Consider the following 22,938-nt stretch of genomic DNA (forward strand, 5'->3'; position numbering starts at 1 on the left):
CAGCAGAAACGGCCATAAAGCTCCATAGCCTGGTTAGACCGATAGGCTATAGCAACCTTGCAAGGGTTCCCCAGGCCTGGATGAGTGGTAGGCTGCGGATTCCCCACCATAGTGGTCCGCGCCATGCCCGAATCGGTTTCTTCGCGTCAACGCCGCGCCTTGCGCCTGGGTTGGCAGTTCGTTCGCCCGTACCGTCGCCAGGTGCTGCTGGCCTTGCTGGCACTGGTTGTCACTGCCGCCATCACCTTGTCCATGGGCCAGGGCATCCGCCTGCTGGTGGACCAGGGCTTCATGACCCGCTCCGCGCATCAGCTCAACCAGACCATCGGGCTGTTCCTGCTGCTGGTGCTGGCCCTGGCGGTGGGTACCTTCAGCCGCTTCTACCTGGTGTCGTGGATCGGCGAGCGCTGCGTGGCCGATATCCGTCGGGCCGTGTTCGACCACCTGATCGGCTTGCACCCTGGGTTTTTCGAAGACAATCGCAGCTCCGAGATCCAGTCGCGGCTGACCGCTGATACCACCTTGCTGCAATCGGTAATCGGTTCATCGCTGTCGATGTTCCTGCGCAACGCGCTGATGGTCATCGGTGGCGTGGCTTTGCTGTTCATCACCAACCCCAAGCTCACCAGCATCGTGGTGGTAGCGCTGCCGCTGGTGCTGGCGCCGATCCTGCTGTTCGGCCGCCGGGTACGTAGCCTGTCGCGGCAGAGCCAGGACCGGGTGGCCGATGTGGGCAGCTATGTGGCCGAGGCCCTCGGGCAGATCAAGACCGTGCAGGCCTACAACCATCAGGCGCACGACCGCGAGCTCTTCGCCGGCACGGTCGAAGCGGCGTTTGCCGTGGCCCGGCAGCGGATTGCCCAGCGTGCCTGGCTTATCACCCTGGTGATCGTGCTGGTGCTGGGAGCGGTGGGGGTGATGTTGTGGGTTGGCGGCATGGACGTGATCGCCGGGCGCATTTCTGCGGGCGAACTGGCCGCCTTCGTGTTCTACAGCCTGATCGTCGGCAGTGCCTTCGGTACCCTCAGCGAGGTGATCGGCGAGCTGCAGCGGGCGGCGGGCGCGGCCGAGCGCATTGCCGAACTGTTGGCGGCGCGCAGTGCAATCCTGCCGCCCGCCGTGGCGCAGGTGCTGCCGCAGCAGCGGGCCAGTGGGCGTATCGAGTTGCAGCAGTTGGTGTTCGCTTATCCGTCACGGCCCTCGGTGGCGGCTGTCGATGGCCTGAGCCTGGCCATCGAGCCGGGGCAGACCGTGGCGCTGGTTGGGCCATCGGGGGCGGGCAAGTCGACCTTGTTCGATTTGTTGTTGCGCTTCTACGACCCCCAGCAAGGGCGCATCCTGCTCGATGGCCGGGCGATTACCGAACTCGACCCCGCTCAACTGCGCCAGCAGTTCGCCCTGGTGGCACAAAACCCTTCGCTGTTTCGCGGCACGGTCGAGGCCAACATCCGCTATGGCCGGCCCGAGGCGACCCAGGCCGAGGTCGAGGCAGCGGCCCGTGGTGCCCATGCCGACGCATTCATCCGGCAACTGCCGCAGGGCTACCAGACACCGCTGGGCGAGGGCGGCATCGGCCTGTCCGGCGGGCAGCGGCAACGCCTGGCCATCGCCCGTGCGTTGCTGGTCGATGCACCGATCCTGTTGCTGGACGAAGCCACCAGCGCCCTCGACGCGCAAAGCGAACACCTGATCCAGCAGGCGTTGCCCCGCCTGATGGCCGGGCGCACTACCCTGGTGATCGCCCATCGGCTGGCTACGGTACAGCATGCCGACCGTATCGCGGTCATCGACAAGGGCCGTCTGGTGGCGGTGGGGACCCATCGCCAGTTGATCGAAGAGAGCCCGTTGTATGCGCGGCTGGCGGCCTTGCAGTTCACTACGGGGTAGCTTGTAGTGGCCTTGTAACATTTCTGTAGTATTTGCCTGAGAGTATCTAGCTCAACTGTTGCGTAAGTGCTCGACCTGGCTGCCATTGCTTGATGGCAGCCTTTTTTTGGCCTGCCAGTAACCGGGCTGCGTTGCACCCCATTGCCAGCTTGCGCGGCCCCCCGGTCTTCCTCCTGCTTTCCGAGATCCAAGATGTTGCGTAAATCCCTCAGAGTGCAAATTCTCTCCCTGCTCGGCGGCAGTCTGGTGGCGATGTTGCTGATCGCCCTGGTGTGCTTCCAGTTCCTCTCGTCCAGCGTGCGCGGCTACGCCGAGCTGGTCGACGGGCCGCTGCGGGCCTCGCAATTGATCGACGAAGCCAACCTGCAGTTCAAGATCCAGGTGCAGGAATGGAAGAACGTGCTGTTGCGCGGGCGCCAGCAGGCTGATATGGACAAGTACTGGCAGCAGTTCCAGGCTCGCGAGCAGCAGGTGCAGCAACTGCTCGGGCAATTGATCGATAGCAGCGACGCCAGGCTCAAGGCGCCGTTGCAGCAACTGCGTGACAGCCACCGGCAGCTAGGCCTGGCCTATGCACAGGGGCGCCAGGCATTCCTGGCGGCGGGCGGTGACCCGGTTGCCGGCGACCAGGCGGTCAAGGGCGTGGACCGCGCCGCCAGTGAACAGATGAGCGAACTGGTCGAGCAACTGCGTGCCGATGCCCATCAGCAAGCCGCCAGCCTCAGTGCCGGTGCGGAGCGCACGGTATGGCTGGGCTTGCTGGTGATGTTGGCCTCGGCGGTGTTGGTGGGGCTGCTCAGCCTGTGGCTGGTCAACCGCAGCCTGATCGAGCCGATTCGTCAATTGATCGAGTATGTCGCGCAGCTTAGCCAGGGCCGCTTTGCCGCCCGGGTAGAAAGCCGCCGTGAGGACGAACTGGGCCGCCTGGCGCGGGCCGCCAACACCCTGCGCGACTTCCTCGCCGACACGGTCGGCCGGCTGCAGGACAACGCCCAGGAACTGGAAGGCGCCAGCGGCCGGTTGCGCAGCATCGCCGGCGACATGGCCCGTGGCACCCATGACCAGTTCCAGCGCACCGACCAGGTGGCCACGGCCATGCATGAGATGTCTGCTACCGCCCAGGAAGTCGCGCGCCACGCCGCCGAGGCCGCCCGCGCGGCGGACGACGCCGACCACAGTGCCCAGGCGGGCGAGCAGGTGATGCAGCAGACCATCGATATCATCGGCGTGGTCAACCGCGAAATTGCCGGTACGGCGGCGGTGATTCGCGACCTGGAGCATGACAGCACGCGCATTGGCAAAGTCCTCGAAGTGATCCGTGGCATTGCCGAGCAGACTAACCTGCTGGCGCTCAACGCGGCCATTGAAGCGGCCCGTGCCGGCGAGGCCGGGCTTGGTTTTGCGGTAGTCGCCGATGAGGTGCGCAGCCTGGCCCAGCGCACGGCGGCTTCGATTGCCGAGATCCACCAGATCATCGAAGCAGTGCAGTCGGGGGCGGTGGAAGCGGTCAAGGCCATCGAAAGCGGCCAGCAGCGCAGCGAGGAGGGTGCCGAACAGGTGCAGCAGGCCGGGCAGATGCTGCAGCGCATCACCCTGGCGGTGGAGGCAATCCGCGACATGAACCGGCAGATCGCCACGGCGGCCGAAGAGCAGACCAGCGTGGCCGAGGACATCTCGCGCAACCTGATCGAAATCACCCGCATCGCCACGGCCAACCAGGAGGCCGTACAGCATACCGAGCAGGCGGGGCAGCGCCTGCATGGGTTGTCGGGGCAACTGGGCGAAGTCACCTCCCGTCTCACTGCCTGACGCAGTCCTTGTGGGGGTGGCCTTGTGTCGCGAAAGGCCGCTCCCAAAAAGACGCTGCGCCGGGCTGGCTGCTGGGGAAACCCGCCACTTTCACTGCTTCATCCTATGCCCTGTGGCGGATTGTCGCCACGCTCCCCGTCGCGAGCCCCCGTATTCATTGCTCGATACCCAGTTGGCACATTCCCTGCTCAAGGCGGCGCGCGTGTACACAACAACTGGATAACATCAATGAAGAAATTCCTGCTGACGTTCCTCTGCCTGGGCGTCATCGGCTGCTCCAAACCCGCGGAACCGGAAAAGACTGTCGACGTGCTGCTGATCGGCGGTGGCATCATGAGTGCCAGCCTGGGCACCTACCTCACCGAGCTGGAGCCCTCCTGGAAGGTCGACGTCTACGAACGCCTGGACCAGGTGGCCGAAGAAAGCTCCAACGCCTGGAACAACGCCGGTACCGGTCACTCTGCGTTCTGCGAGCTGAACTACACCAGCGTCGGCAAGGACGGCAGCATCGACATCAGCAAGGCTGTGGGGGTCAACGAGCAGTTCGAGGTATCCAAGCAGTTCTGGGCCTACCAGGTCGAGCAGGGCGTGCTGAGCAACCCGAAGTCGTTCATCAACAACGTGCCGCACATGAGCTTTGTCTGGGGTGACGACAATGTCGCCTTCCTGCACAAGCGCGTCGACGCCCTGCAGCACAGTTCGCTGTTCCGCGGCATGGAAATCTCCGAAGACCACGAGCAGATCCGTAAGTGGGCACCCCTGGTGATGGAAGGCCGTGACCCGGGGCAGAAGGTCGCCGCCACGCGCATGGCCATCGGCACCGACGTGAACTTTGGCGAAATCACTCGCCAGCTGTTCGCCGCGATGACCCGCAACCCCAACGTGTCGCTGAACCTGCGTCATGAAGTGCGCGACATCGTACGCAACGACGACGGCACCTGGCAGGTGCGGGTGGCCGACCTGGCCAACGGTGGCAAGGAAAAGGCCGTCAACGCCCGCTTCGTGTTCATTGGTGCCGGTGGTGGCGCGCTGAAGCTGCTGCAGAAGTCGGGGATCCCCGAAGCCGAAGGCTATGCCGGCTTCCCGGTCGGTGGCCAGTTCCTGATGACCGACAACCCCGACCTGGTCGCCCGCCACCAGGCCAAGCTGTACGGCAAGGCCTCGGTCGGCGCGCCGCCGATGTCGGTACCGCACCTGGACACGCGGATGATCGATGGCAAGCAGGTGCTGCTGTTCGGCCCGTTCGCCACCTTCTCCACCAAGTACCTCAAGCATGGCTCGCTGCTGGACATGTTCGCCTCGCTGAACAGCCACAACGTGCTGCCGATGGTCAATGCCGGCATCGACAACATCGACCTCAGCACCTACCTGATGGGGCAGTTGATGCTCAGTTTCGATGACCGCATGAACGCCCTGCGCGAGTATTTCCCCAACGCCAAGAACGAGGACTGGAAGCTGCTGCAGGCCGGCCAGCGGGTGCAGGTGATCAAGAAGGACCCGGTACTGGGCGGTGTGCTGCAGTTCGGTACTGAAGTGGTGGCGGCGCAGGACGGCAGCATCGCTGCGTTGCTGGGCGCTTCGCCGGGTGCCTCGACCGCGGCGCCGATCATGCTGACCGTGCTGGAAAAGACCTTCAAGGACCGTATCCAGTCGCCAGCCTGGCAGGCCAGGCTCAAGGAAATCGTGCCGAGCTATGGGCAGAAGCTGAACAACAACCTGGCGCTGACCAACCAGACCCGTGAGTGGAGCAGCGAGCGCCTGCAGTTGCTGTATGTGCCGGTGGAGGCTGAGGTGGCGCACTGACACATGTGGGAGCGGCCCAGGGCCGCTCCCACAAGAGGGGCCGCGCTGGGGCGGGGACACCTTCCAAGACACAACAAAAAGCCCGCACAAGGCGGGCTTTTTGATAAGGATTTGGTCGGAGAGACAGGATTCGAACCTGCGGCCTTCTCGTCCCGAACGAGACGCGCTACCTGGCTGCGCTACACTCCGATGAAGGAAATCCTACTGCATCCTTTTTTTGCACGCAAGCCCTTGTTGTTGAAAGGGCCTTTGCAAAAAACAGGGTGCGATCAGAGCTCTTTGACGGTGCGGATCTGGTCCTTGTTCAAGCGCGTGCGCTTGCCGTCCAGTTGCTCGAATTCGTAGAAGCCCGAGTCTTCATCGTACTTCGGTGTGTCGGTGGCCTGGATTTCGCGACCGTCATTCAGGGTAATGACGGTTGGCGATGCGCAGCCAGCGAGGGCGCCCAGGCCCAAGACGAGCAGGAAGGCGGGTAGGGTCCGTTGAATCATCGTGTTTCTCCAGTGCGATGGTGCTAGATGACATTAAGACGCAGGGCGTCCACGCAAGTTCCGTCTACAGTGCAGCATAGCGGCAAACCCGGGGCATTGATCGAAGGCAAGGGCCACGGGCGTCACGCTGTGATGGGTGCGTGCTGTGTTATAACTGCGGCCATCCCATCTTCTTGTGACGGACCCCCATGAAAGCCAAGGCAGATACCCCCTTCGTGCCGCTGAACATCGCCGTGCTCACCGTCAGCGACACCCGCACCTTCGACACCGATACCTCCGGCCAGCTGTTCGTCGACCGCCTGAGCGCGGCCGGCCATCGCCTTGCCGAGCGCGTGCTGCTGAAAGACGACCTGTACAAGATTCGCGCCCAGGTTGCCACCTGGATTGCCGATGACAGCGTGCAGGTGGTGCTGATCACCGGCGGCACCGGCTTTACCGGCCGCGACAGCACGCCCGAGGCTGTGGCCTGCTTGTTGGACAAGCAGGTAGAAGGCTTTGGTGAGCTGTTCCGGCAGATTTCCGTGGCCGACATTGGCACCTCCACTGTGCAGTCGCGCGCCTTGGCCGGGCTGGCTAACGGTACCTTGGTGTGCTGCCTGCCAGGCTCGACCAATGCGGTGCGCACTGGTTGGGACGGTATCCTCGCCGAGCAGCTGGATGCCCGCCATCGCCCTTGCAACTTCGTGCCGCACCTGAAGCAGGCAGCAGCCTGTGACAGCCGTGGCTGAGGTCAGCCAGGCCCGGCCGCTGATGCCGGTGGAACAGGCCCTGGAGCAACTGCTGGCATTGGCTGAAGCGGCTCCGATCCGCGACACCGAGAACCTGCCACTGGCCGAGGCCGAGGGCCGTGTGCTGGCCGCTGACCTGGTGGCCTCGCTCGACCTGCCGCCTTGGCCGAACAGCGCCATGGACGGTTACGCCCTGCGCCTGGCTGACTGGCAGGGCGAACCACTGCCGGTCAGCCAGCGGATTTTCGCCGGCCATGCGCCGCAGCCGCTGCAAGCGGGCACCTGCGCACGCATCTTCACCGGGGCACCGCTGCCCGAAGGTGCCGACTGCGTCGAGATGCAGGAAAACACCGAAGTGGCAGAGGATGGCCGGGTACGCTTTCTCGAGCCGTTGAAAGCCGGGCAGAACATTCGTCCCCAGGGCCAGGAAACCCGCAAGGGCGAACAGGTGATGTGCGCTGGCACCCGGCTGGGGCCGATCGAGCTGGGCCTGGCTGCGACCTTGGGCCACGGCCGCCTGGATGTGGTGCGCAAGGTGCGGGTGGCGGTGCTGTCCACCGGTGACGAACTGGTCGAGCCCGGCCTGCCGCTGGGGCCGGGGCAGATCTACAACAGCAACCGCCGGCTGCTGGTCAGCTGGTTGCAGCGGCTGGGCTGCGACGTGGTCGATGCGGGCATCCTGCCGGATGACCTGGCACGCACCCGCACCTGCCTGGCCGAGCTGGGTGATGTCGACCTGATCCTGTCCACCGGCGGTGTCTCGGTGGGGGAAGCCGACTACCTCGGCGCCGCCCTGCGCGAAGCCGGCGAGCTGGCCTTGTGGAAGTTGGCGATCAAGCCCGGCAAGCCGCTGACCTTCGGCCACTTCCAGGGCGTGCCGGTAATCGGCCTGCCGGGCAACCCGGCCTCGACCCTGGTCACCTTCGGCCTGCTGACCCGGCCCTACCTGTTGCGGCGCCAGGGCGTGGCCGATGTCACGCCGCTGCGTTTCGACATGCCGGCCGGTTTTGACTGGCCCAAGCCCGGCACGCGCCGCGAGTACCTGCGCGCCCGCATCGAACAGGGCCAGGTGCGCATCTACAAGAACCAGAGCTCTGGCGTGCTGCGCAGCGCGGCCTGGGCCGAGGGGCTGGTGGAAGTGCGCGAAGGCAGTACGCCGAAGCAGGGTGACAGCGTGCCGTTCATTCCCTTCAGCGAGCTACTTGGCTGAGCGGCCCAGCCAGGCACTGGCCAGCGGCGCGGCCTCGGCTGGTGCCGCCTGGGCCAGGCGCATGTGCACGTTCTCCAGTTGCTGGGCGGCCACGCTCCAGTCGTGGCGCTGGCGGGCGAACTGGCGCCCGGCATCGCTCAACTGGCTCATGCGCCAGGGCTGGTTGAGCAACTGGGTGATCAGCAGGGCCAGCTGGTCGCCATCCTCACTGCCCAGGTAGTGCTCGCCGTTGTTCGCGGCCAGGCCTGAAACGCCTTTGCCGGTGGTGATCACTGGCAAGCCGGCGGCCATCGCTTCGAGGATTTTCACCTTGGAACCACCGGCATAGCGCAGCGGTGCGAAGAACAGTGCCGAACGCCGCTGCAGTTCACGCAGGTCGGGGCGGTAGCCGAACCATTCGATACGCGGGTCGTTCCAGTGCAGTTTCCAGCTGGCCGGCATGGCATGCCCGGCAATCGCCAGGCGCACCGCCGGATTGCTCATCCATACCTGCGGCATGATGTCTTCCAGCGCCCATTCGATGGCCTCCAGGTTGGCGCCACACTCGAAGTTGCCTACGAACAGCAGGCGCTGGCTGTGCAGCGCAGGTTGCACGTGCTGGTAGAAATCACAGTCCACGCCATTGACCACCACGTTCACCGGGCGCCCGCTGATTTGCGCGATCAACTCGGCATCGTGGGCGCTGACCGCCACCAGTTCGGTGGGCTGGCGCAATACCCGCTGTTCCCAGCGTCGATAGCGCCAGCGGTCGAAGGCGTTGAGCGGGCGCAACCACAGCGGCAGGCGATCGTGGCTGGCGCCACCCATCACCGATTCCAGGGTGTGCTCGCAGAGCATGTACGGCAGTCCGCGTGCCTGCAGGGCCTTCTCGAACGGCTGGAAGCTGTAGCTGTGTTCGATCTGGATCACGTCCCAGGGCTCGTCCAGCAATTGCTCGAAGCGGTGCCGCAGGCGAGGGGCCAGGCCATTGATGATTGCCCGCATGGGGTAGTCCAGGATCGGCGAGGCCAGCAGGTTCAGCGGGCTGTGCAGGGGCCGACGGGGCAGCACGATCAGGCGTTCGAGCAAGGGTTCCAGGGCCTCGCGGGCAGCATCGCCGAGGGGGTTCTTCGATTGCACCAGCAGGGTAATCCGGTGGCCCCGTTGTGCCAGTGCGCGTATCAGGTGGTATTGCCGGGTCTTGCTGCCGCTGGTGGTCGGCCAGGGCAGGTACGGCAGTGTCCAGAGAATGCGCATGACCCGGAATCCTCGCTAAAGGTTGCGGATAGCAAGACGCGCCCTTAGGCGGCAGTGGTAAAAACCACTGCCGGGGCGCGTCCATGGCAAGAAAGGTGTATCTGCTGAGCATAGCCGTGCATTGCCACACTTGGGAAAAAGACAGGCCAACGCTTGTCGGTTAATGGCCGGCCAACGCGGTCACTTGTGGGAGCGGCCATGTGTGGCGATAGGGCCGCAGAGCGGCCCCGGCAATGGCCGCTCCCACAAAATTGACCGCGTTGGCCCATTATTTTCTGTGGGCATGCAACGATCCGGGATTGCAGAGGGTCGAGATCTGGGGTGATCACTTCACGGAGGCGCGTATATGCAAGGGCGCAAGGCAATGCTGATCCTGCACGGCAAGCAGGCCATGAACGAAGACTTGCGCAGCGCCGTGCACGGCCTGCGCGATAGCGGCTGGGTGCTGGATGTGCGGGTCACCTGGGAGGCCGGTGACGCTCAGCGCCTGGTCAACGAGGCGCTGTCTGCCGGTTACGGCCATATCGTTGCCGGAGGCGGGGATGGCACGCTGCGCGATGTTGCCGAGGCCATGGGCCTGGCGGGTACCCAGGCCAGCCTGGCGTTGTTGCCACTCGGCACGGCCAACGATTTTGCCAGGGCTGCCGGCATACCCCTGGAGCCCGCCACGGCGCTGGCCTTGCTGAACATACCTGCACAGCCAATAGACCTGGGCCAGGCCGGCGACCAGTTGTTCCTCAACATGGCCACGGGCGGTTTTGGCAGCCAGGTCACGGCCAACACCTCCGAAGACCTGAAGAAAGTGCTGGGCGCCGCCGCCTACCTGTTCACCGGGTTGTCGCGCTTCAGCGAACTGCAGGCGGCCTCGGTGGCGCTGCAAGGGCCGGACTTCCACTGGCAGGGTGACCTGCTGGCGCTGGGGATCGGCAACGGCCGCCAGGCCGGGGGCGGGCAGGTGCTGTGCCCTGAGGCGCTGGTGGACGATGGCTTGCTCGACATCGCCATCCTGCCGGCACCACAGGAGATGGTCGGGGCGCTGCGTGACCTGTTGGCCGGTAACGGGCTGTTCGTCCGGGCCCGGTTGCCCTGGGTCGAGATCAAGTGCTCGCAGGGGCTGGACATCAACCTCGATGGTGAGCCGGCGCAGGCAGACACGTTGCGCTTCCAGGCCAGGCCCGCTGCACTGCGCCTGCACCTGCCGGCCGGGTCGCCGTTGCTCAGTCGTCCAGGCTGATGATTTTCTCGCGCACGGCGAACAGCACCAGGCCGGCCACGTCATGGATCTGCAGGCGTTTCATGATTTGCGAGCGGTGGGTTTCCACGGTCTTGATCGACAGGCCCAGGCCGGTGGCGATTTCCCGGGTGGCCTTGCCGCGCACGATCAGGCGCAGGATCTCCAGCTGTCGCGCCGTGAGGTTATGCCGCTCGCCAGCGGGGTGCTTGCCCTGCCTGGCGCGCTGCAGCGCCTGGTTGATGACCGTATGGGCGATGGCTGGGCTGAGGTAGCGCTCGCCGTTGCGCACCGCGGCCAGGGCCTGCTCCAGTTCGGTGGCGCTGGTGTCCTTGAGCAGGTAGCCGTGGGCGCCGCTTTCCAGGGCCCGCATGATCAGGTCCGGGTCGGTGTGCATCGACAGGATCAGCACCTTGCAGGTGCTGCCGCTGGCGCGCAGTTGGGTGAGAGCATCCAGGCCGCTGGTCGAACGCATGGAGATGTCCAGCAAGACGATGTCCGGCGCCAGTTTGCGTACCTGTTCGAGCAACTGGCTGCCATCGTCGGCTTCACCGATTACATCATAGCCAGGGATGTCGCAGACCAGTGCGCGCACCCCGGCACGGATCAGCGAGTGGTCGTCCACCAGCAGCAGTCTACAGGTCATGGGTGGCAGTACTCCTGGCGCGTTGCTGGGTGCGCGGTGGCCATGGGAACACCGCCTCGATGCGCGTGCCCAGGCCGAGCTGGCTGGTGATGTCGAGGCTGCCCTGCAACGCGGTTACCCGCTCCTGCATGCCGGCCAAGCCGCGCTGGCCAGCTTCGGCCGGTTGCCTGGCGGGTACGAAACCACGGCCATCGTCGTGGATCGACAACGCCAACCCCTCGGGGATGCGCTGCAGACGGACGACCAGGTTGTGTGCCTGTGCATGGCGCAGCATGTTGGTCACGGCTTCCTGGGTAATGCGGAACACCGCCATGGCCACGGCCTCGTCGATGCCGCCCAGGCGCTGGTTGCACGCCAGGCTCCAGTTCACTCCGCTGTTGCCCAGGGTGCGCATCAGGTGTGCCCGCAGGCTGGCTTCCAGGCCAAGGCTGGCCAACTGCCGCGGGTTGAGCAGGGCGGAGACATCGCGCACGTTACCCAGGGTGTCATCCAGCGTGCTGCGCAGGGCGTCGCAGTGGCCTTGCAGCTCATCGGGCATGCGCCTTTGCAGCCACTGCAGCTGCAGCTTGGCGGCGGTGAGCAGCTGGCCGATGTCGTCGTGCAGTTCCCGGCTCAGGTGCTGGCGCTCGTCTTCCTGGACCTTGAGCATGCGCTCGGCCAGTTCCGCCGGGCGCAGGCTGATCGACCTGGCGCGCAGGCCCAGCTGCACGGCGGCGCCCAGCGTGGCGGCCAACTGCAGCACCAGCAGGCTGGCCGGGATCGACTGGTCGGCCAGGTACAGCAACAGGTTGGCGACCAGCGAGGCCACGCACAGCCCGACCGTCGCCCAGCGCAGCAGGGGAGTGCGGGAGCCGCAACGCAAAGGAGTCTTCAAGCGTGGGAACATAAGTAGGGAAGCCACTGAAGTATTGCTGATGGAGGCCTTGCACAATCCTTGTCAGAGGCTTTGGTGCAGTACTTTCGATTGTTTTTTTCGTACACGAGACCTTGCGACCTTGCTGCAGGTTGCAAGCGTTTGTGGGGGCGCATATTACCACTTTGCACTGCATCGGTCGCGGTCGGGTAGCGCTTTGAAACGCCTGCCAGACGGGCGCTGGCGGGTAGCAAAGTGCCACCCGGCTTGATCGCGCAACGAGCCTGGTTGCACTTCGCGTCGGGTCAATATCTGGGAGATGAGCGGCCTGGCTGCGTGCCGTCGGCCATCTCGGTGTGCGGGTGGATGCATACGTTGCCTTGGTCGTCGCAGGGTATGCAGGCTCGTGTAAAAGGTTGCCGCACGACCTTGGCCAGTTCACCCAGCAGCACCAGTTGCTCGCCAATGTCCAGGTTAAGCCGCCCGGTACACGGATCGACCAGTTCCAGTTGCCAGGCCAGCAGGGTCAGGCAGGCCCCTACTGCGGGCAGGGCTTCGCGCTGCAGGCAACCACCATGGCAGGCCGGGGCCAGCAACTGCTGCAGGGCGGTGGTGTAATGGGCAACTTCGCGCAGGCCCAGGTGTGTGGCCTGTCGAGCGAGGTTGCCGAGGGTATTGTCCAGGCAGTGGCAGGCATCCGGGTCGTTATCGATCAGTTCCAGGTGCTGCAGGCATTCCTGGGCCTGGGTCAGCAGCACCTGGGCATCCAGCAGAAACCCCTGCAGGGCGTCATCGAACGATAAGGCGCTGTCCATCATGATGCTCCCGCGCGTGGGGCAGGCGCAGGTGGCGGGCACGCCAAAACGATAGCTAGCAAAAGCCTGACTCCATTCATGCAATGAGAATGGCGTCACATTAATGGCTAAAGGATATCGCGAACATCAGGTTGCACCCGATTGTGGCTAAGGGTTTCCCTGATGCTCGGCTCAGGTGGGGAACTTTTGCAGTCCCGCTGGCTCAGCCCAAGCTGCTCGCAGTAAAGCATGATGGTAAAGTGATATCAATTGCCTTCACGGCATTTTCCCGCAAGGGTCAAGGTGTGCGTGAAGCCGCCGATACAGGGTGGATGATTTCACTTTTTCCGACTCAAGGCTGGGGGTTTTCCAATGGCTGGCATTCTCGACACGGTAGACCAACGCACGCAACTGGTGGGTGAGAACCGCCTGGAAATCCTGATGTTTCGCCTGGCTGGCCGCCAGCTGTTCGCGATCAACGTGTTCAAGGTGCAGGAAGTGCTGCAGCTGCCCAAGCTGACCCTGATGCCCCAGCGCCACGCTTTCGTCTGCGGGGTGGTCAACCTGCGCGGCCAGACCCTGCCGGTGATCGACCTTTCCCAGGCGATCGGCATGCGCCCGCTGCAGCCGGGGCCGGACAGCACCATCATCGTCACCGAATACAACCGCTCTGTGCAGGCCTTCCTGGTCGGCGGTGTCGACCGCATCGTCAACATGAACTGGGAGGCGATCATGCCGCCGCCGTCCAGCGCCGGACGCCAGCATTACCTGACCGCCATCACCAAGGTCGATGACAAGCTGGTGGAAGTGATCGACGTGGAGAAGGTGCTGGCCGAGATCGTGCCGTACAACGCGCGGGTTTCCGGCGACAAGCTCGCCGACCCGGTGCTGGCCCGGGCCCGCGGCCGCGAAGTACTGCTGGTGGACGACTCCAGCGTGGCTCTGGCGCAATTGCGCGACACGCTGTCCCAGCTGGGCGTGAAGCTGCACGTGGCCAGTGATGGCTTGAAGGCTTTGCGCATGCTCAAGGGCTGGGCCGACGCAGGCGAAGATGTGTGCGAGAAACTGCTGATGGTGTTCACCGATGCCGAGATGCCGGAAATGGACGGCTACCGGCTGACCACCGAGATCCGTGGTGATGCCCGTTTGCGCCAGCTTTACGTGGTGCTGCATACCTCGCTGTCCGGCAGTTTCAACGAGTCGATGGTAAAGAAGGTGGGCTGCGACAACTTCCTTTCCAAATTCCAGCCTGATCGCCTGGTCGACGTGGTCAAGCAACGCCTGTTGCTGGATATTGCCACTGCGTGATCCCGGACCCTGCCGGGTATAAGCTTGGCGTTTTGGCATGGCGCGAGGCGGCAGGGATGTTTCTCAGTGAGCTGTATCGGTACCCGGTGAAGTCGGGGCAGGCGCAAAGCCTGCAAGCTTCACCGGTGGGTTTGCTAGGGTTGCAGGGCGACCGGCGCTGGATGGTGGTGGAGGAAGAAAACGGACGCTTCCTGACCCAGCGCGCCTGGCCACGGCTTGGCCTGATCAAGGCGAGCGATGATGATCACGGCCAGTTGCTGCTGGAAACACCTGGGCAGGCACCGTTGCGGGTGCCTGTGCCACCTGCCGATGACGCCCTGCGCGGCGTGACCATCTGGCGCGATACCCTGCGCGTGCCGGATGCGGGCGATGCGGCGGCGGCCTGGCTGAGCGAGCTGTTGGGCAAGGCCGTGCGCCTGGTGCATTGCCCGGAGCAGCGCGCGCGTTATCTGCCCAATGGCTATGGCCTCAACAGTGACCGGGCGGCGTTTCCGGACGGCTTCCCCTTGTTGCTGATCGGCCAGGGTTCGCTGGACGAGCTCAACCGGCGTATCGGCCGGCCCATGGAGATGCTGCGCTTCCGGCCCAACCTGGTGGTGCGGGGCGCGGAACCGTTTGCCGAGGATGGCTGGAAGCGGATTCGTATCGGCAGCCTGGAGTTTCGCGTGCTCAAGCCCAGTGTGCGCTGCATCTTTACCACCATCGACCCGGCTACCGGCGAGCGCAGTGAGGATCGCGAGCCGATGGCCACGCTCAGGACTTTCCGCGAGAAGGAGGGGGATGTGCTGTTCGGGCAGAACCTGGCGGTGGATGGTAGTGGGTGGCTGGAGGCAGGGATGCAGGTCGAAATTCTGGAGTAGCTGTGTTGCCTGTGCCGGCCTCTTCGCGGGTAAACCCGCTCCCACAGGTACTGCACCGCATTCAGGAGTGGTGCAATACCTGTGGGAGCGGGCAAGCCCGCGAAGAGGCCGGCACAGGCTCAGCAACAATCACATGTCATCGAAGTACCGCTCATGCCAATCCACCAGCGGCTGCGGCGAGTTCAGTTTCTGCCCGTAGATCACCGAATACGACAGCACGTTCTGCACGTACTGGCGCGTTTCGTCGAACGGGATCGACTCCACCCACACATCGAAGCTCAGGTGCTTGGCGCCTTTCAGCCACTGGCGCACACGCCCCGGCCCGGCGTTGTAGGCCGCTGAAGCCAGCACCCGGTTGCCGTTGAACTGGCTGTGCACCTGGCTCAGGTAGGCAGCGCCCAGCTGGATGTTCTTGTCCGGGTTGAGCACCTGCGCCGGTGACGCCAGCGGAATGCTGAACTTGCGGGCGGTTTCCTTGGCCGTGGCCGGCATCAGCTGCATCAGGCCGCTGGCGCCCACCGGCGAACGGGCATCTTCCATGAAGGCACTTTCCTGACGAGTGATGGCAAATACCCAGCTCGAATGCAGGCCGCGGACCTTGGCCTCGCGCACCAGGGTGTCGCGGTGGGCCATCGGGAAGCGGATGTCCAGGTCGTCCCAGTACTGCGCCTGGCTGATGGTGCGAATGGCCGGGAAGTACCAGCGCAGGTCGTAGCCCAGGCGCGCCTGGGCGACCATTTCGTCGCGGCTGAAGTGGCGGCTGACGTGGTACCACTCGCGGCGGCCTTCGACGATCTGGCCACGGGCGTGGAACTCCAGGGCACGGCGGATGCCCGGGGTGTTGCGTACCTTGTTGACCAGCTGCGGGCTGAGTACCAGCGGCTTGTTGTTCAACTGGTAAGGCGTCTGTGCCCGGTCGGCGGCGAGGAAGCCGTAAAAGTCACGCTCACGCGCCACGGTCTTGTACAGCAGCGGGATCTGCGGGTTGTTCGGCTGCGCCAGCTCCAGGCTGCGCGCCTGCCAGTACTTCCAGCGGCTGCTGCTGGCCAGGTCCTGGGGCAGGCGGCGGGTCAGCTCGTAGGCGTCTTCCCAGCGGCCCAGGCGCAGCAGAAGGCGCAGGCGCCATTCGCTGACGGTGTTGTCACGCAGCTCGGGGTCGTAGCGGGTCATCAGGTCGAGCGCGCGCGGGTCGTAGCGGCGCGCCAGGGTCAGGCCGATTTCGCGGGCGATGGCCACCTTCTCGTCACGGGAAAAGTGCATGCGCTGGGCGTAGTCGTCGAGCAGCGCCATGGCCCGCTCCGGGTCCTGCCGGGCCAGGCGGCGCAGGCCGAGGCTGACCACGTCGGACATGGCTTCGTTGACCGGGGTGAAACGCGACGGCTGGTTGAGCAGCTCGGGCTTCTGCGCCACATCGACCAGCAGGCGCCCCTGCGGGCCGAGCGTAGTCAGGGTGTTGACCAGGTTGTTGGCCAGGCTGTAGTTGCGCGCCTGGGCCGCCAGTTTGGTGCGTTGCCAGCGCTTGGCCTCGGTCAGCTGGCCTTCGGCCGCCCACATGCCGAACAGCGTGTCGCAGGTGGCCGGCTGCGACTTGCCGACGTTCCACAGTTTGTCGGCCGTGGCGTAGCCCTCGGCGCGCAGGCCGTGGCTGAGCTGGTACTGGCCGTTGAGGCAGTCCAGTTCGGTGAAGTTGAGCTTGGGGTCGTAGTACTTGACGAAAGTGTTCCATTCGCCGCGCTCGGCCAGCCAGCGCAACCAGCGCAGTTTCATCCAGTTGGCCTGGGGCAGGTCGCCATGCTTGGCGAGGAAGCCTTCGATTTCCTGGTTGCTGGCGGTTTTCAGGCGGGCGGTGAGCTCGTCGTAGGCCAGGTAGGGCGTCAGCGGGTAGTCGCTGAGGGCCTGGGCATAGCGCAGGTACGGGCCTTTGTCGCCTTTGGCCAGCGCGCGCTTGGCTTCGTCATAGTACTGGCGTTGCAGGGTAAGGTCGGCGGCCTGCGCCGCGCAGGTGGCGGCGGTAAGCAGCAGGCAGGAAGCAATATGTAACAGGCGGCTGCGCATGATACGTCCGGGCAGTTGAACCATGGGAAAGTGACGGCGGAGCCAGCACTGTTGGAAGCTATTGCCTTAGCTTAGCTGTTTGCCGGCGGCGGGTGAAAGCACTGTGCTTGTATCGGGATATTAAGTTCGACCAGATGTCGCAATACCCTCGCCGGGTGGCCAGGCGGATGCCGTCGGGGGCCAAGTCAGGTAGAATGCGCGCCCGATTTATGGAGACCAACATGACCCTGCTCAAATTCAGCGATGTGTCCCTCGCATTCGGCGCCATGCCGCTGCTGGACAACGTGTCCTGGCAGATCGCTCGTGGCGAGCGGGTGTGCATCATCGGCCGCAACGGCACCGGCAAGTCGAGCATGCTGCGCCTGGTCAAGGGCGAGCAGAAGGGCGATGACGGCGAAATCTGGCGTGCCCCGGGCCTGAAGATCGGCGAGCTGCCACAGGAGCTGCCGGTGGCCGACGAGCGCACGGTGTTCGATGTGGTGGCCGCAGGCCTGGACGGCGTGGGCGAGTTGCTGGCGCAGTTCCACCACCTGAGCCTGAACATCCAGGGCGATGAAGACCTGGAAAAACTCATGCACGTCCAGCACGAGCTGGAAGCCCGTGACGGCTGGCGCCTGCAGCAGGTGGTGGAAAGCACCCTCAGCCGCCTGCAGCTGCCGGCCGACAAGACCCTGGCCGAGCTGTCCGGTGGCTGGCGCCGCCGCGTGCTGCTGGCCCAGGCGCTGGTGTCGGAGCCCGACCTGCTGCTGCTCGACGAGCCGACCAACCACCTGGACATCGGTGCCATCGCCTGGCTCGAAGAGGCCCTGCGCGGCTTCAACGGCGCGGTGCTGTTCATCACCCACGACCGTTCCTTCCTGCAGAACCTGGCCACCCGCATCCTCGAACTGGACCGCGGCGGCCTGATCGACTGGAACGGCGACTATGCCAGCTTCCTGGTGCACAAGGAGGCCGCGCTGGCCGCCGAGGAAACCGCCAACGCGCTGTTCGACAAGCGCCTGGCCCAGGAAGAAGTGTGGATCCGCCAGGGCATCAAGGCCCGCCGTACCCGCAACGAAGGGCGCGTGCGCGCGCTGAAGGCCCTGCGCGTGGAGCGCAGCGAACGCCGCGAGCGCCAGGGCAAGGCCAACATCCAGATCGAGGCGGCGGAAAAGTCCGGCAAGCAGGTGATGGTGCTGGAGAATGTCAGCTTCCATCACCCCGAAGGGCCTGTACTGGTCAAGGACTTCTCCATGGTCCTGCAACGTGAGGACCGCATCGGCCTGCTGGGCGCCAACGGTACTGGCAAGACCACCCTGCTCAAGCTGATGCTCGGCGACCTGGAGCCGACCGCAGGCAAGGTCGAGCGCGGCACCAAGCTGGAGGTGGCCTATTTCGACCAGATGCGCCACCAGCTCGACCTGGAAAAGACCGTTATCGACAACCTGGCCGAAGGCCGCGATTTCATCGAGATCGACGGCCAGAACCGCCACGTGTTGAGCTACCTGGGCGACTTCCTGTTCAGCCCTCAGCGTGCCCGCACGCCGGTCAAGGCGCTGTCGGGTGGCGAGCGTGCACGGCTGTTGCTGGCCAAGCTGTTCAGCAAACCGGCCAACCTGCTGGTGCTTGACGAACCGACCAACGACCTGGACGTGGAAACCCTCGAACTGCTCGAGGAGGTGCTGTCCAACTACAAGGGCACCGTGCTGATGGTCAGCCACGACCGGGCCTTCCTCGACAACGTCGTCACCAGCACCCTGGTGTTCGAAGGCGAGGGCAAGGTGCGTGAGTACGTCGGTGGTTACGAGGACTGGATTCGCCAGGGTGGCTCGCCGAAGCTGCTGGGCGTGACCGAGAGCAAGGGCGGCAAGTCCGAGCTCAACAGCGCGGTGGTTGAAAAGGTCGAGGCCAAGCCAGCGCCTGCGCCTGTTGCAGCGGTGGCCGATGGTTCGAAGAAGAAGCTCAGCTACAAGCTGCAGCGTGAGCTGGAAATGCTGCCGGGGCAGATTGACGAGTTGGAGCAGCGCATGGCCGAGGCCCAGGAAGAAGTGAATGCGGCGGGCTTCTATCAGCGGCCGATTGCGGAAACCTCGGCGGTGCTGGCGAAAATCGAGAAGCTGCAGGGCGAGCTGGATGTATTGGTAGAGCGCTGGGCCGAGCTGGAAGGCTGATTGGCGTTAGCCTGATCCGGCCTCTTCGCGGGTGAACCCGCTCCCACAGGTACTGCACCGCATTCAGCAGCGGCGCGGTCCCTGTGGGAGCGGGTTCACCCGCGAAGAGGCCGGCCCGGTTGAATCATTCCTTCTTCTGCAACCGCACCGCCAGTACATCGCACGGCGCGCCATGCAGCACGTCATTGGCCGTGGAGCCCAGCAGCAACGCCAGGCCGTGACGGCCATGGCTGCCGACCACGATCAGGTCGCACTTCTGGTCCTTGGCCAGCTGGTGGATTTCCTGGCGCGGCTGGCCATAGGTCAGGTGCGAGTCGCCGCGGTGGATGTCCGGGTATTTGTTGAACAGGCGCTCCATGCGCTCCTTGGCCTGGTCGAACTGCTGCTGTTGCAGCTGCGACAGGTCCATCGGCACGTCACCGCCGAACGCCATGGCCATCGGCTCGACGATGTGTACCAGCGAAACCTTGGCATTCGACGGCGCGGCGAGCGCCATGGCACGTTTGATCACCGGGTCGCATTCTTCGGTCAGGTCGACGGCGACCAACAAATGTTCGTATTGCATGAGCGGAACTCCTGACAATCGCGATAGAAGAAGTATGGTCGCTTTCGGGCGGGTCTTCCGTGAAAAATGGCTAACCAGCTCATTTGCAACGTTTTATGGGAACTACTGATATGACGGTATTGCTGGTGGTGTCAATCCTTGCGCTGATTCTCAGCCCGCTTTCCTGGCTGCGCACCTCGCGCAAGCAGAGCGAGCAGATGAAGCTGCGCCTGGAGGCGCGGCGCATGGGCCTGGCCATGCAGCTGGCGCCGCAGCAGTGGCCGCACTGGCTGGAAAAGGAGCCGCCAAGCCCGTGCCCGCAATACCATCGGGCACGTCGTCGCGGGCATGAGGATAGCTTCAGTTTCTGGCAGATCACCCCGGGGGTGTGGTTGAACCAGTGGCGTGAACCCTGCGAGGACCCGCGCTTCATGGAGCCCCTGGCGCGCTTGCCGGCAAGTGTCTACAAGGTCGAGGCCGATGCCCGGATGATCGCGCTTTACTGGACCGAGCGGGGCGATACGGGTGTATTGCAGGATGTTGCCTACGTCCTCGAAGCACTCGCCTGATACCTGTCTGGCACGGTCATTGTGGGAGCGGGCATGCCCGCGAACACCGGCGCAGCCGGTGCCAGCCACCGCGTTGAATTCTTCGCGGGCACGCCCGCTCCCACAGGGAATGCGGAGGTTTCAATAGCTATGAACGACAAAGCGGCGGCTTGGCAGAACCCTGAAGGGGTGGGGTGCCAAGTCGCCGCTTTGCGTTCTGCTGCGCAGAAAAGGCCAGGCAGGCCGGGTATGCATTCAAGCAAGTGCCAGTGTAGCCGTTCGAAGTCGCCGCGCAAGGCAAAAGCTTAAGCATTTTCCTGCGGTTGATGGTCAATCTCCGACATGAATAGTCAGCAATCACCGTCAGCATGTTTAGTACCTGGACGCTACAAAATGACCGGAAAGTCGTGTTTTCACCTTGCTTGCGAGCATTTGACAACGCCGATCTTTTCGGAGAATGTGTGCACACCCAAATCAAACGGGCGTATGAATTGAGCGTTTGTATGTCATGACGCCAAGCCATACTTCCGACTAGCGCGCTGACGGGTGTGCCTGGGGCAGGGCAGCTAAACCTGCTTTTGCTGCAGCGATCGGCGTGTACAGTTCAGCTTCCATATCGTGGAGATCAGTTGATGATTTACGAAGGTAAAGCCATCACGGTTAAGGCTCTTGAAAGTGGCATCGTCGAGCTCAAGTTCGACCTCAAGGGTGAGTCCGTCAACAAGTTCAACCGCCTGACCCTGAACGAGCTGCGCCAGGCCGTCGATGCCATCCAGGCCGACGCCTCGGTCAAGGGCGTGATCGTCAGCAGTGGCAAGGACGTGTTCATCGTCGGCGCCGACATCACCGAGTTCGTCGACAACTTCAAGCTGCCCGAGGCCGAACTGGTCGCCGGCAACCTGGAAGCCAACCGCATCTTCAACGCCTTCGAAGACCTCGAAGTGCCGACCGTCGCCGCCATCAACGGCATCGCTCTGGGCGGCGGGCTGGAAATGTGCCTGGCCGCCGACTACCGGGTCATGTCCAGCAGCGCCAAGATCGGCCTGCCGGAAGTCAAGCTGGGTATCTACCCGGGCTTCGGCGGTACCGTGCGCCTGCCGCGCCTGATCGGTTCGGACAATGCCATCGAGTGGATTGCCGCCGGCAAGGAAAACCGTGCCGAAGACGCCCTGAAGGTGGGTGCCGTCGATGCCGTGGTCGCGCCGGAACTGCTGATGGCCGGTGCCCTTGACCTGGTCAAGCGCGCCATCAGTGGCGAGCTGGACTACAAGGCCAAGCGCCAGCCCAAGCTGGAAAAGCTCAAGCTCAACGCCATCGAGCAGATGATGGCCTTCGAGACCGCCAAGGGCTTCGTCGCCGGCCAGGCCGGCCCGAACTACCCGGCCCCGGTCGAAGCCATCAAGACCATTCAGAAGGCCGCCAACTTCGGCCGTGACAAGGCCCTGGAAGTCGAAGCCGCAGGCTTCGCCAAGCTGGCCAGGACTTCGGTTGCCGAAAGCCTGATCGGCCTGTTCCTCAACGACCAGGAACTCAAGCGCAAGGCCAAGGCGCATGACGAAATCGCCCACGACGTGAAGCAGGCCGCCGTGCTCGGCGCCGGCATCATGGGTGGCGGCATCGCCTACCAGTCGGCGGTCAAGGGCACCCCGATCCTGATGAAGGACATCCGCGAGGAAGCCATCCAGCTGGGCCTGAACGAGGCCTCCAAGCTGCTCGGCAACCGCGTCGAGAAGGGCCGCCTGACCCCGGCCAAGATGGCCGAGGCACTCAACGCCATTCGCCCGACCCTGTCCTATGGCGATTTCGCCAATGTCGACATCGTCGTCGAGGCCGTGGTCGAGAACCCGAAAGTCAAGCAGGCCGTGCTGGCCGAAGTGGAAGGCCAGGTGAAGGACGATGCGATCCTCGCTTCCAACACCTCGACCATCTCCATCAACCTGCTGGCCAAGGCGCTCAAGCGCCCGGAAAACTTCGTCGGCATGCACTTCTTCAACCCGGTGCACATGATGCCGCTGGTGGAAGTCATCCGTGGCGAGAAGTCCAGTGAAGTGGCGGTCGCCACCACCGTGGCCTACGCCAAGAAAATGGGCAAGAACCCGATCGTGGTCAACGACTGCCCGGGCTTTTTGGTCAACCGCGTGCTGTTCCCGTACTTCGGCGGCTTTGCCAAGCTGGTCAGCGCCGGTGTCGACTTCGTGCGTATCGACAAGGTCATGGAAAAGTTCGGCTGGCCGATGGGCCCGGCGTACCTGATGGACGTGGTCGGCATCGACACCGGCCACCACGGCCGCGATGTGATGGCCGAAGGCTTCCCGGACCGCATGAAGGACGAGCGCCGCTCGGCCGTTGACGCACTGTACGAGGCCAACCGCCTGGGCCAGAAGAACGGCAAGGGCTTCTACGCCTACGAAACCGACAAGCGCGGCAAGCCGAAGAAGGTCGCCGACGCCAGCGTGCTCGACGTGCTCAAGCCGATCGTCTTCGAACAGCGTGAAGTCACCGACGAAGACATCATCAACTGGATGATGGTCCCGCTGTGCCTGGAGACCGTGCGCTGCCTGGAAGACGGCATTGTCGAAACTGCCGCCGAAGCCGACATGGGCCTGGTCTACGGCATTGGTTTCCCTCCCTTCCGCGGTGGTGCGCTGCGCTACATCGACTCGATCGGTGTGGCTGAATTCGTTGCCCTGGCCGATCAGTACGCCGACCTGGGGCCGCTGTACCACCCGACCGCCAAGCTGCGTGAAATGGCCAAGAACGGCCAGCGCTTCTTCAACTGAGCGGT

Annotated in this window: 18 protein-coding genes, 1 tRNA gene and 1 pseudogene; 12 read left to right on the forward strand and 8 right to left on the reverse strand. The window is 64.2% G+C overall.

Going from position 1 to position 22,938, the window contains the following annotated elements:
* Nucleotides 1-123: 123 nt before the first annotated feature.
* From ACIQYU_RS05385 to mqo, 4 genes and pseudogenes are all read left to right on the forward strand, one after another.
* A complete protein-coding gene (locus ACIQYU_RS05385; protein WP_333957631.1) occupies nt 124-1,887 on the forward strand; it encodes an ABC transporter transmembrane domain-containing protein in 1,764 nt (587 codons plus the stop codon).
* A gap of 765 nt (nt 1,888-2,652) precedes the next feature.
* Nucleotides 2,653-2,763, forward strand: a pseudogene (locus ACIQYU_RS05390) (hypothetical protein); the annotation flags it as partial.
* A 228-nt stretch (nt 2,764-2,991) separates the two neighbouring features.
* Nucleotides 2,992-3,696 carry a methyl-accepting chemotaxis protein gene (locus tag ACIQYU_RS05395; protein WP_402798534.1) on the forward strand — a complete coding sequence of 235 codons (705 nt, stop codon included), beginning with the start codon at nt 2,992-2,994 and terminating at the stop codon, nt 3,694-3,696.
* Nucleotides 3,697-3,924: 228 nt separating this feature from the next.
* Nucleotides 3,925-5,499, forward strand: a complete 1,575-nt coding sequence (gene mqo / locus ACIQYU_RS05400) for a malate dehydrogenase (quinone) (protein ID WP_207831715.1) — start codon at nt 3,925-3,927, stop codon at nt 5,497-5,499.
* A gap of 112 nt (nt 5,500-5,611) precedes the next feature.
* Here the strand turns inward: mqo and ACIQYU_RS05405 are convergent.
* Nucleotides 5,612-5,688, reverse strand: a tRNA-Pro gene (locus ACIQYU_RS05405).
* Between the two features lie 80 nt (nt 5,689-5,768).
* Complete coding sequence (locus ACIQYU_RS05410; RefSeq protein WP_063913882.1) at nt 5,769-5,990, reverse strand: YgdI/YgdR family lipoprotein; 222 nt, start codon at nt 5,988-5,990, stop codon at nt 5,769-5,771.
* Nucleotides 5,991-6,178: 188 nt separating this feature from the next.
* Here ACIQYU_RS05410 and moaB point away from each other — a divergent pair, with 188 nt between their 5' ends.
* Nucleotides 6,179-6,718, forward strand: coding sequence for a molybdenum cofactor biosynthesis protein B (gene moaB, locus ACIQYU_RS05415; RefSeq protein ID WP_025338313.1), 540 nt, complete (start codon nt 6,179-6,181; stop codon nt 6,716-6,718).
* A gap of 22 nt (nt 6,719-6,740) precedes the next feature.
* The gene (gene glp, locus ACIQYU_RS05420) at nt 6,741-7,928 is read left to right on the forward strand and encodes a gephyrin-like molybdotransferase Glp (RefSeq protein WP_402798535.1); all 1,188 of its coding nucleotides are present in this window, start codon (nt 6,741-6,743) and stop codon (nt 7,926-7,928) included.
* On the opposite strand, the gene ACIQYU_RS05425 is transcribed toward glp, so the two are convergent.
* On the reverse strand, nt 7,917-9,164 hold the full coding sequence (locus ACIQYU_RS05425; RefSeq protein ID WP_207831712.1) for a glycosyltransferase family 4 protein: 1,248 nt from the start codon (nt 9,162-9,164) through the stop codon (nt 7,917-7,919). The two genes, glp and ACIQYU_RS05425, sit on opposite strands and share 12 nt — an antisense overlap.
* 346 nt (nt 9,165-9,510) lie before the next feature.
* Between ACIQYU_RS05425 and yegS the strand changes: the two genes are divergently transcribed.
* Nucleotides 9,511-10,398, forward strand: coding sequence for a lipid kinase YegS (gene yegS, locus ACIQYU_RS05430; RefSeq protein ID WP_233687110.1), 888 nt, complete (start codon nt 9,511-9,513; stop codon nt 10,396-10,398).
* Here the strand turns inward: yegS and ACIQYU_RS05435 are convergent.
* The 3 genes from ACIQYU_RS05435 to ACIQYU_RS05445 form a co-directional block, all read right to left on the reverse strand.
* Entirely contained in the window at nt 10,382-11,041 is a 660-nt protein-coding gene (locus ACIQYU_RS05435) for a response regulator transcription factor (RefSeq protein WP_233687109.1), read from the reverse strand. The two genes, yegS and ACIQYU_RS05435, sit on opposite strands and share 17 nt — an antisense overlap.
* Nucleotides 11,031-11,927 (reverse strand): sensor histidine kinase, encoded by an 897-nt coding sequence (locus ACIQYU_RS05440; protein WP_233687108.1) that lies wholly within the window; start codon nt 11,925-11,927, stop codon nt 11,031-11,033. The genes ACIQYU_RS05435 and ACIQYU_RS05440 overlap by 11 nt, the downstream gene beginning before the upstream one ends.
* 272 nt (nt 11,928-12,199) lie before the next feature.
* On the reverse strand, nt 12,200-12,709 hold the full coding sequence (locus ACIQYU_RS05445) for a histidine kinase (RefSeq protein ID WP_207831709.1): 510 nt from the start codon (nt 12,707-12,709) through the stop codon (nt 12,200-12,202).
* 351 nt (nt 12,710-13,060) lie between these two features.
* Between ACIQYU_RS05445 and ACIQYU_RS05450 the strand changes: the two genes are divergently transcribed.
* Together ACIQYU_RS05450 and ACIQYU_RS05455 are read left to right on the forward strand one after the other, a co-directional pair.
* Nucleotides 13,061-13,996 (forward strand): chemotaxis protein CheV, encoded by a 936-nt coding sequence (locus ACIQYU_RS05450; RefSeq protein ID WP_207831707.1) that lies wholly within the window; start codon nt 13,061-13,063, stop codon nt 13,994-13,996.
* Between the two features lie 56 nt (nt 13,997-14,052).
* A complete protein-coding gene (locus ACIQYU_RS05455) occupies nt 14,053-14,856 on the forward strand; it encodes an MOSC domain-containing protein (protein WP_333957626.1) in 804 nt (267 codons plus the stop codon).
* Between the two features lie 129 nt (nt 14,857-14,985).
* Here the strand turns inward: ACIQYU_RS05455 and ACIQYU_RS05460 are convergent, their stop codons facing one another.
* Nucleotides 14,986-16,911: a transglycosylase SLT domain-containing protein gene (locus ACIQYU_RS05460; RefSeq protein WP_207831703.1), complete on the reverse strand. Its 1,926-nt coding sequence runs from the start codon at nt 16,909-16,911 to the stop codon at nt 14,986-14,988.
* A 221-nt stretch (nt 16,912-17,132) separates the two neighbouring features.
* Between ACIQYU_RS05460 and ACIQYU_RS05465 the strand changes: the two genes are divergently transcribed.
* Nucleotides 17,133-19,061 carry an ATP-binding cassette domain-containing protein gene (locus ACIQYU_RS05465; RefSeq protein WP_063913893.1) on the forward strand — a complete coding sequence of 643 codons (1,929 nt, stop codon included), beginning with the start codon at nt 17,133-17,135 and terminating at the stop codon, nt 19,059-19,061.
* Nucleotides 19,062-19,185: 124 nt separating this feature from the next.
* Here ACIQYU_RS05465 and ACIQYU_RS05470 read toward each other — a convergent pair whose 3' ends face one another.
* Nucleotides 19,186-19,626, reverse strand: coding sequence for a universal stress protein (locus ACIQYU_RS05470; RefSeq protein WP_056806485.1), 441 nt, complete (start codon nt 19,624-19,626; stop codon nt 19,186-19,188).
* A 110-nt stretch (nt 19,627-19,736) separates the two neighbouring features.
* On the opposite strand from ACIQYU_RS05470, the gene ACIQYU_RS05475 reads away from it, so the two are divergent.
* Complete coding sequence (locus ACIQYU_RS05475) at nt 19,737-20,174, forward strand: hypothetical protein (protein WP_207831702.1); 438 nt, start codon at nt 19,737-19,739, stop codon at nt 20,172-20,174.
* A gap of 611 nt (nt 20,175-20,785) precedes the next feature.
* The gene (gene fadB / locus ACIQYU_RS05480; RefSeq protein ID WP_207831700.1) at nt 20,786-22,933 is read left to right on the forward strand and encodes a fatty acid oxidation complex subunit alpha FadB; all 2,148 of its coding nucleotides are present in this window, start codon (nt 20,786-20,788) and stop codon (nt 22,931-22,933) included.
* Nucleotides 22,934-22,938 lie beyond the last annotated feature (5 nt).

The sequence above is a fragment of the Pseudomonas sp. NPDC096925 genome (assembly GCF_044762545.1).
GTDB lineage: Bacteria > Pseudomonadota > Gammaproteobacteria > Pseudomonadales > Pseudomonadaceae > Aquipseudomonas.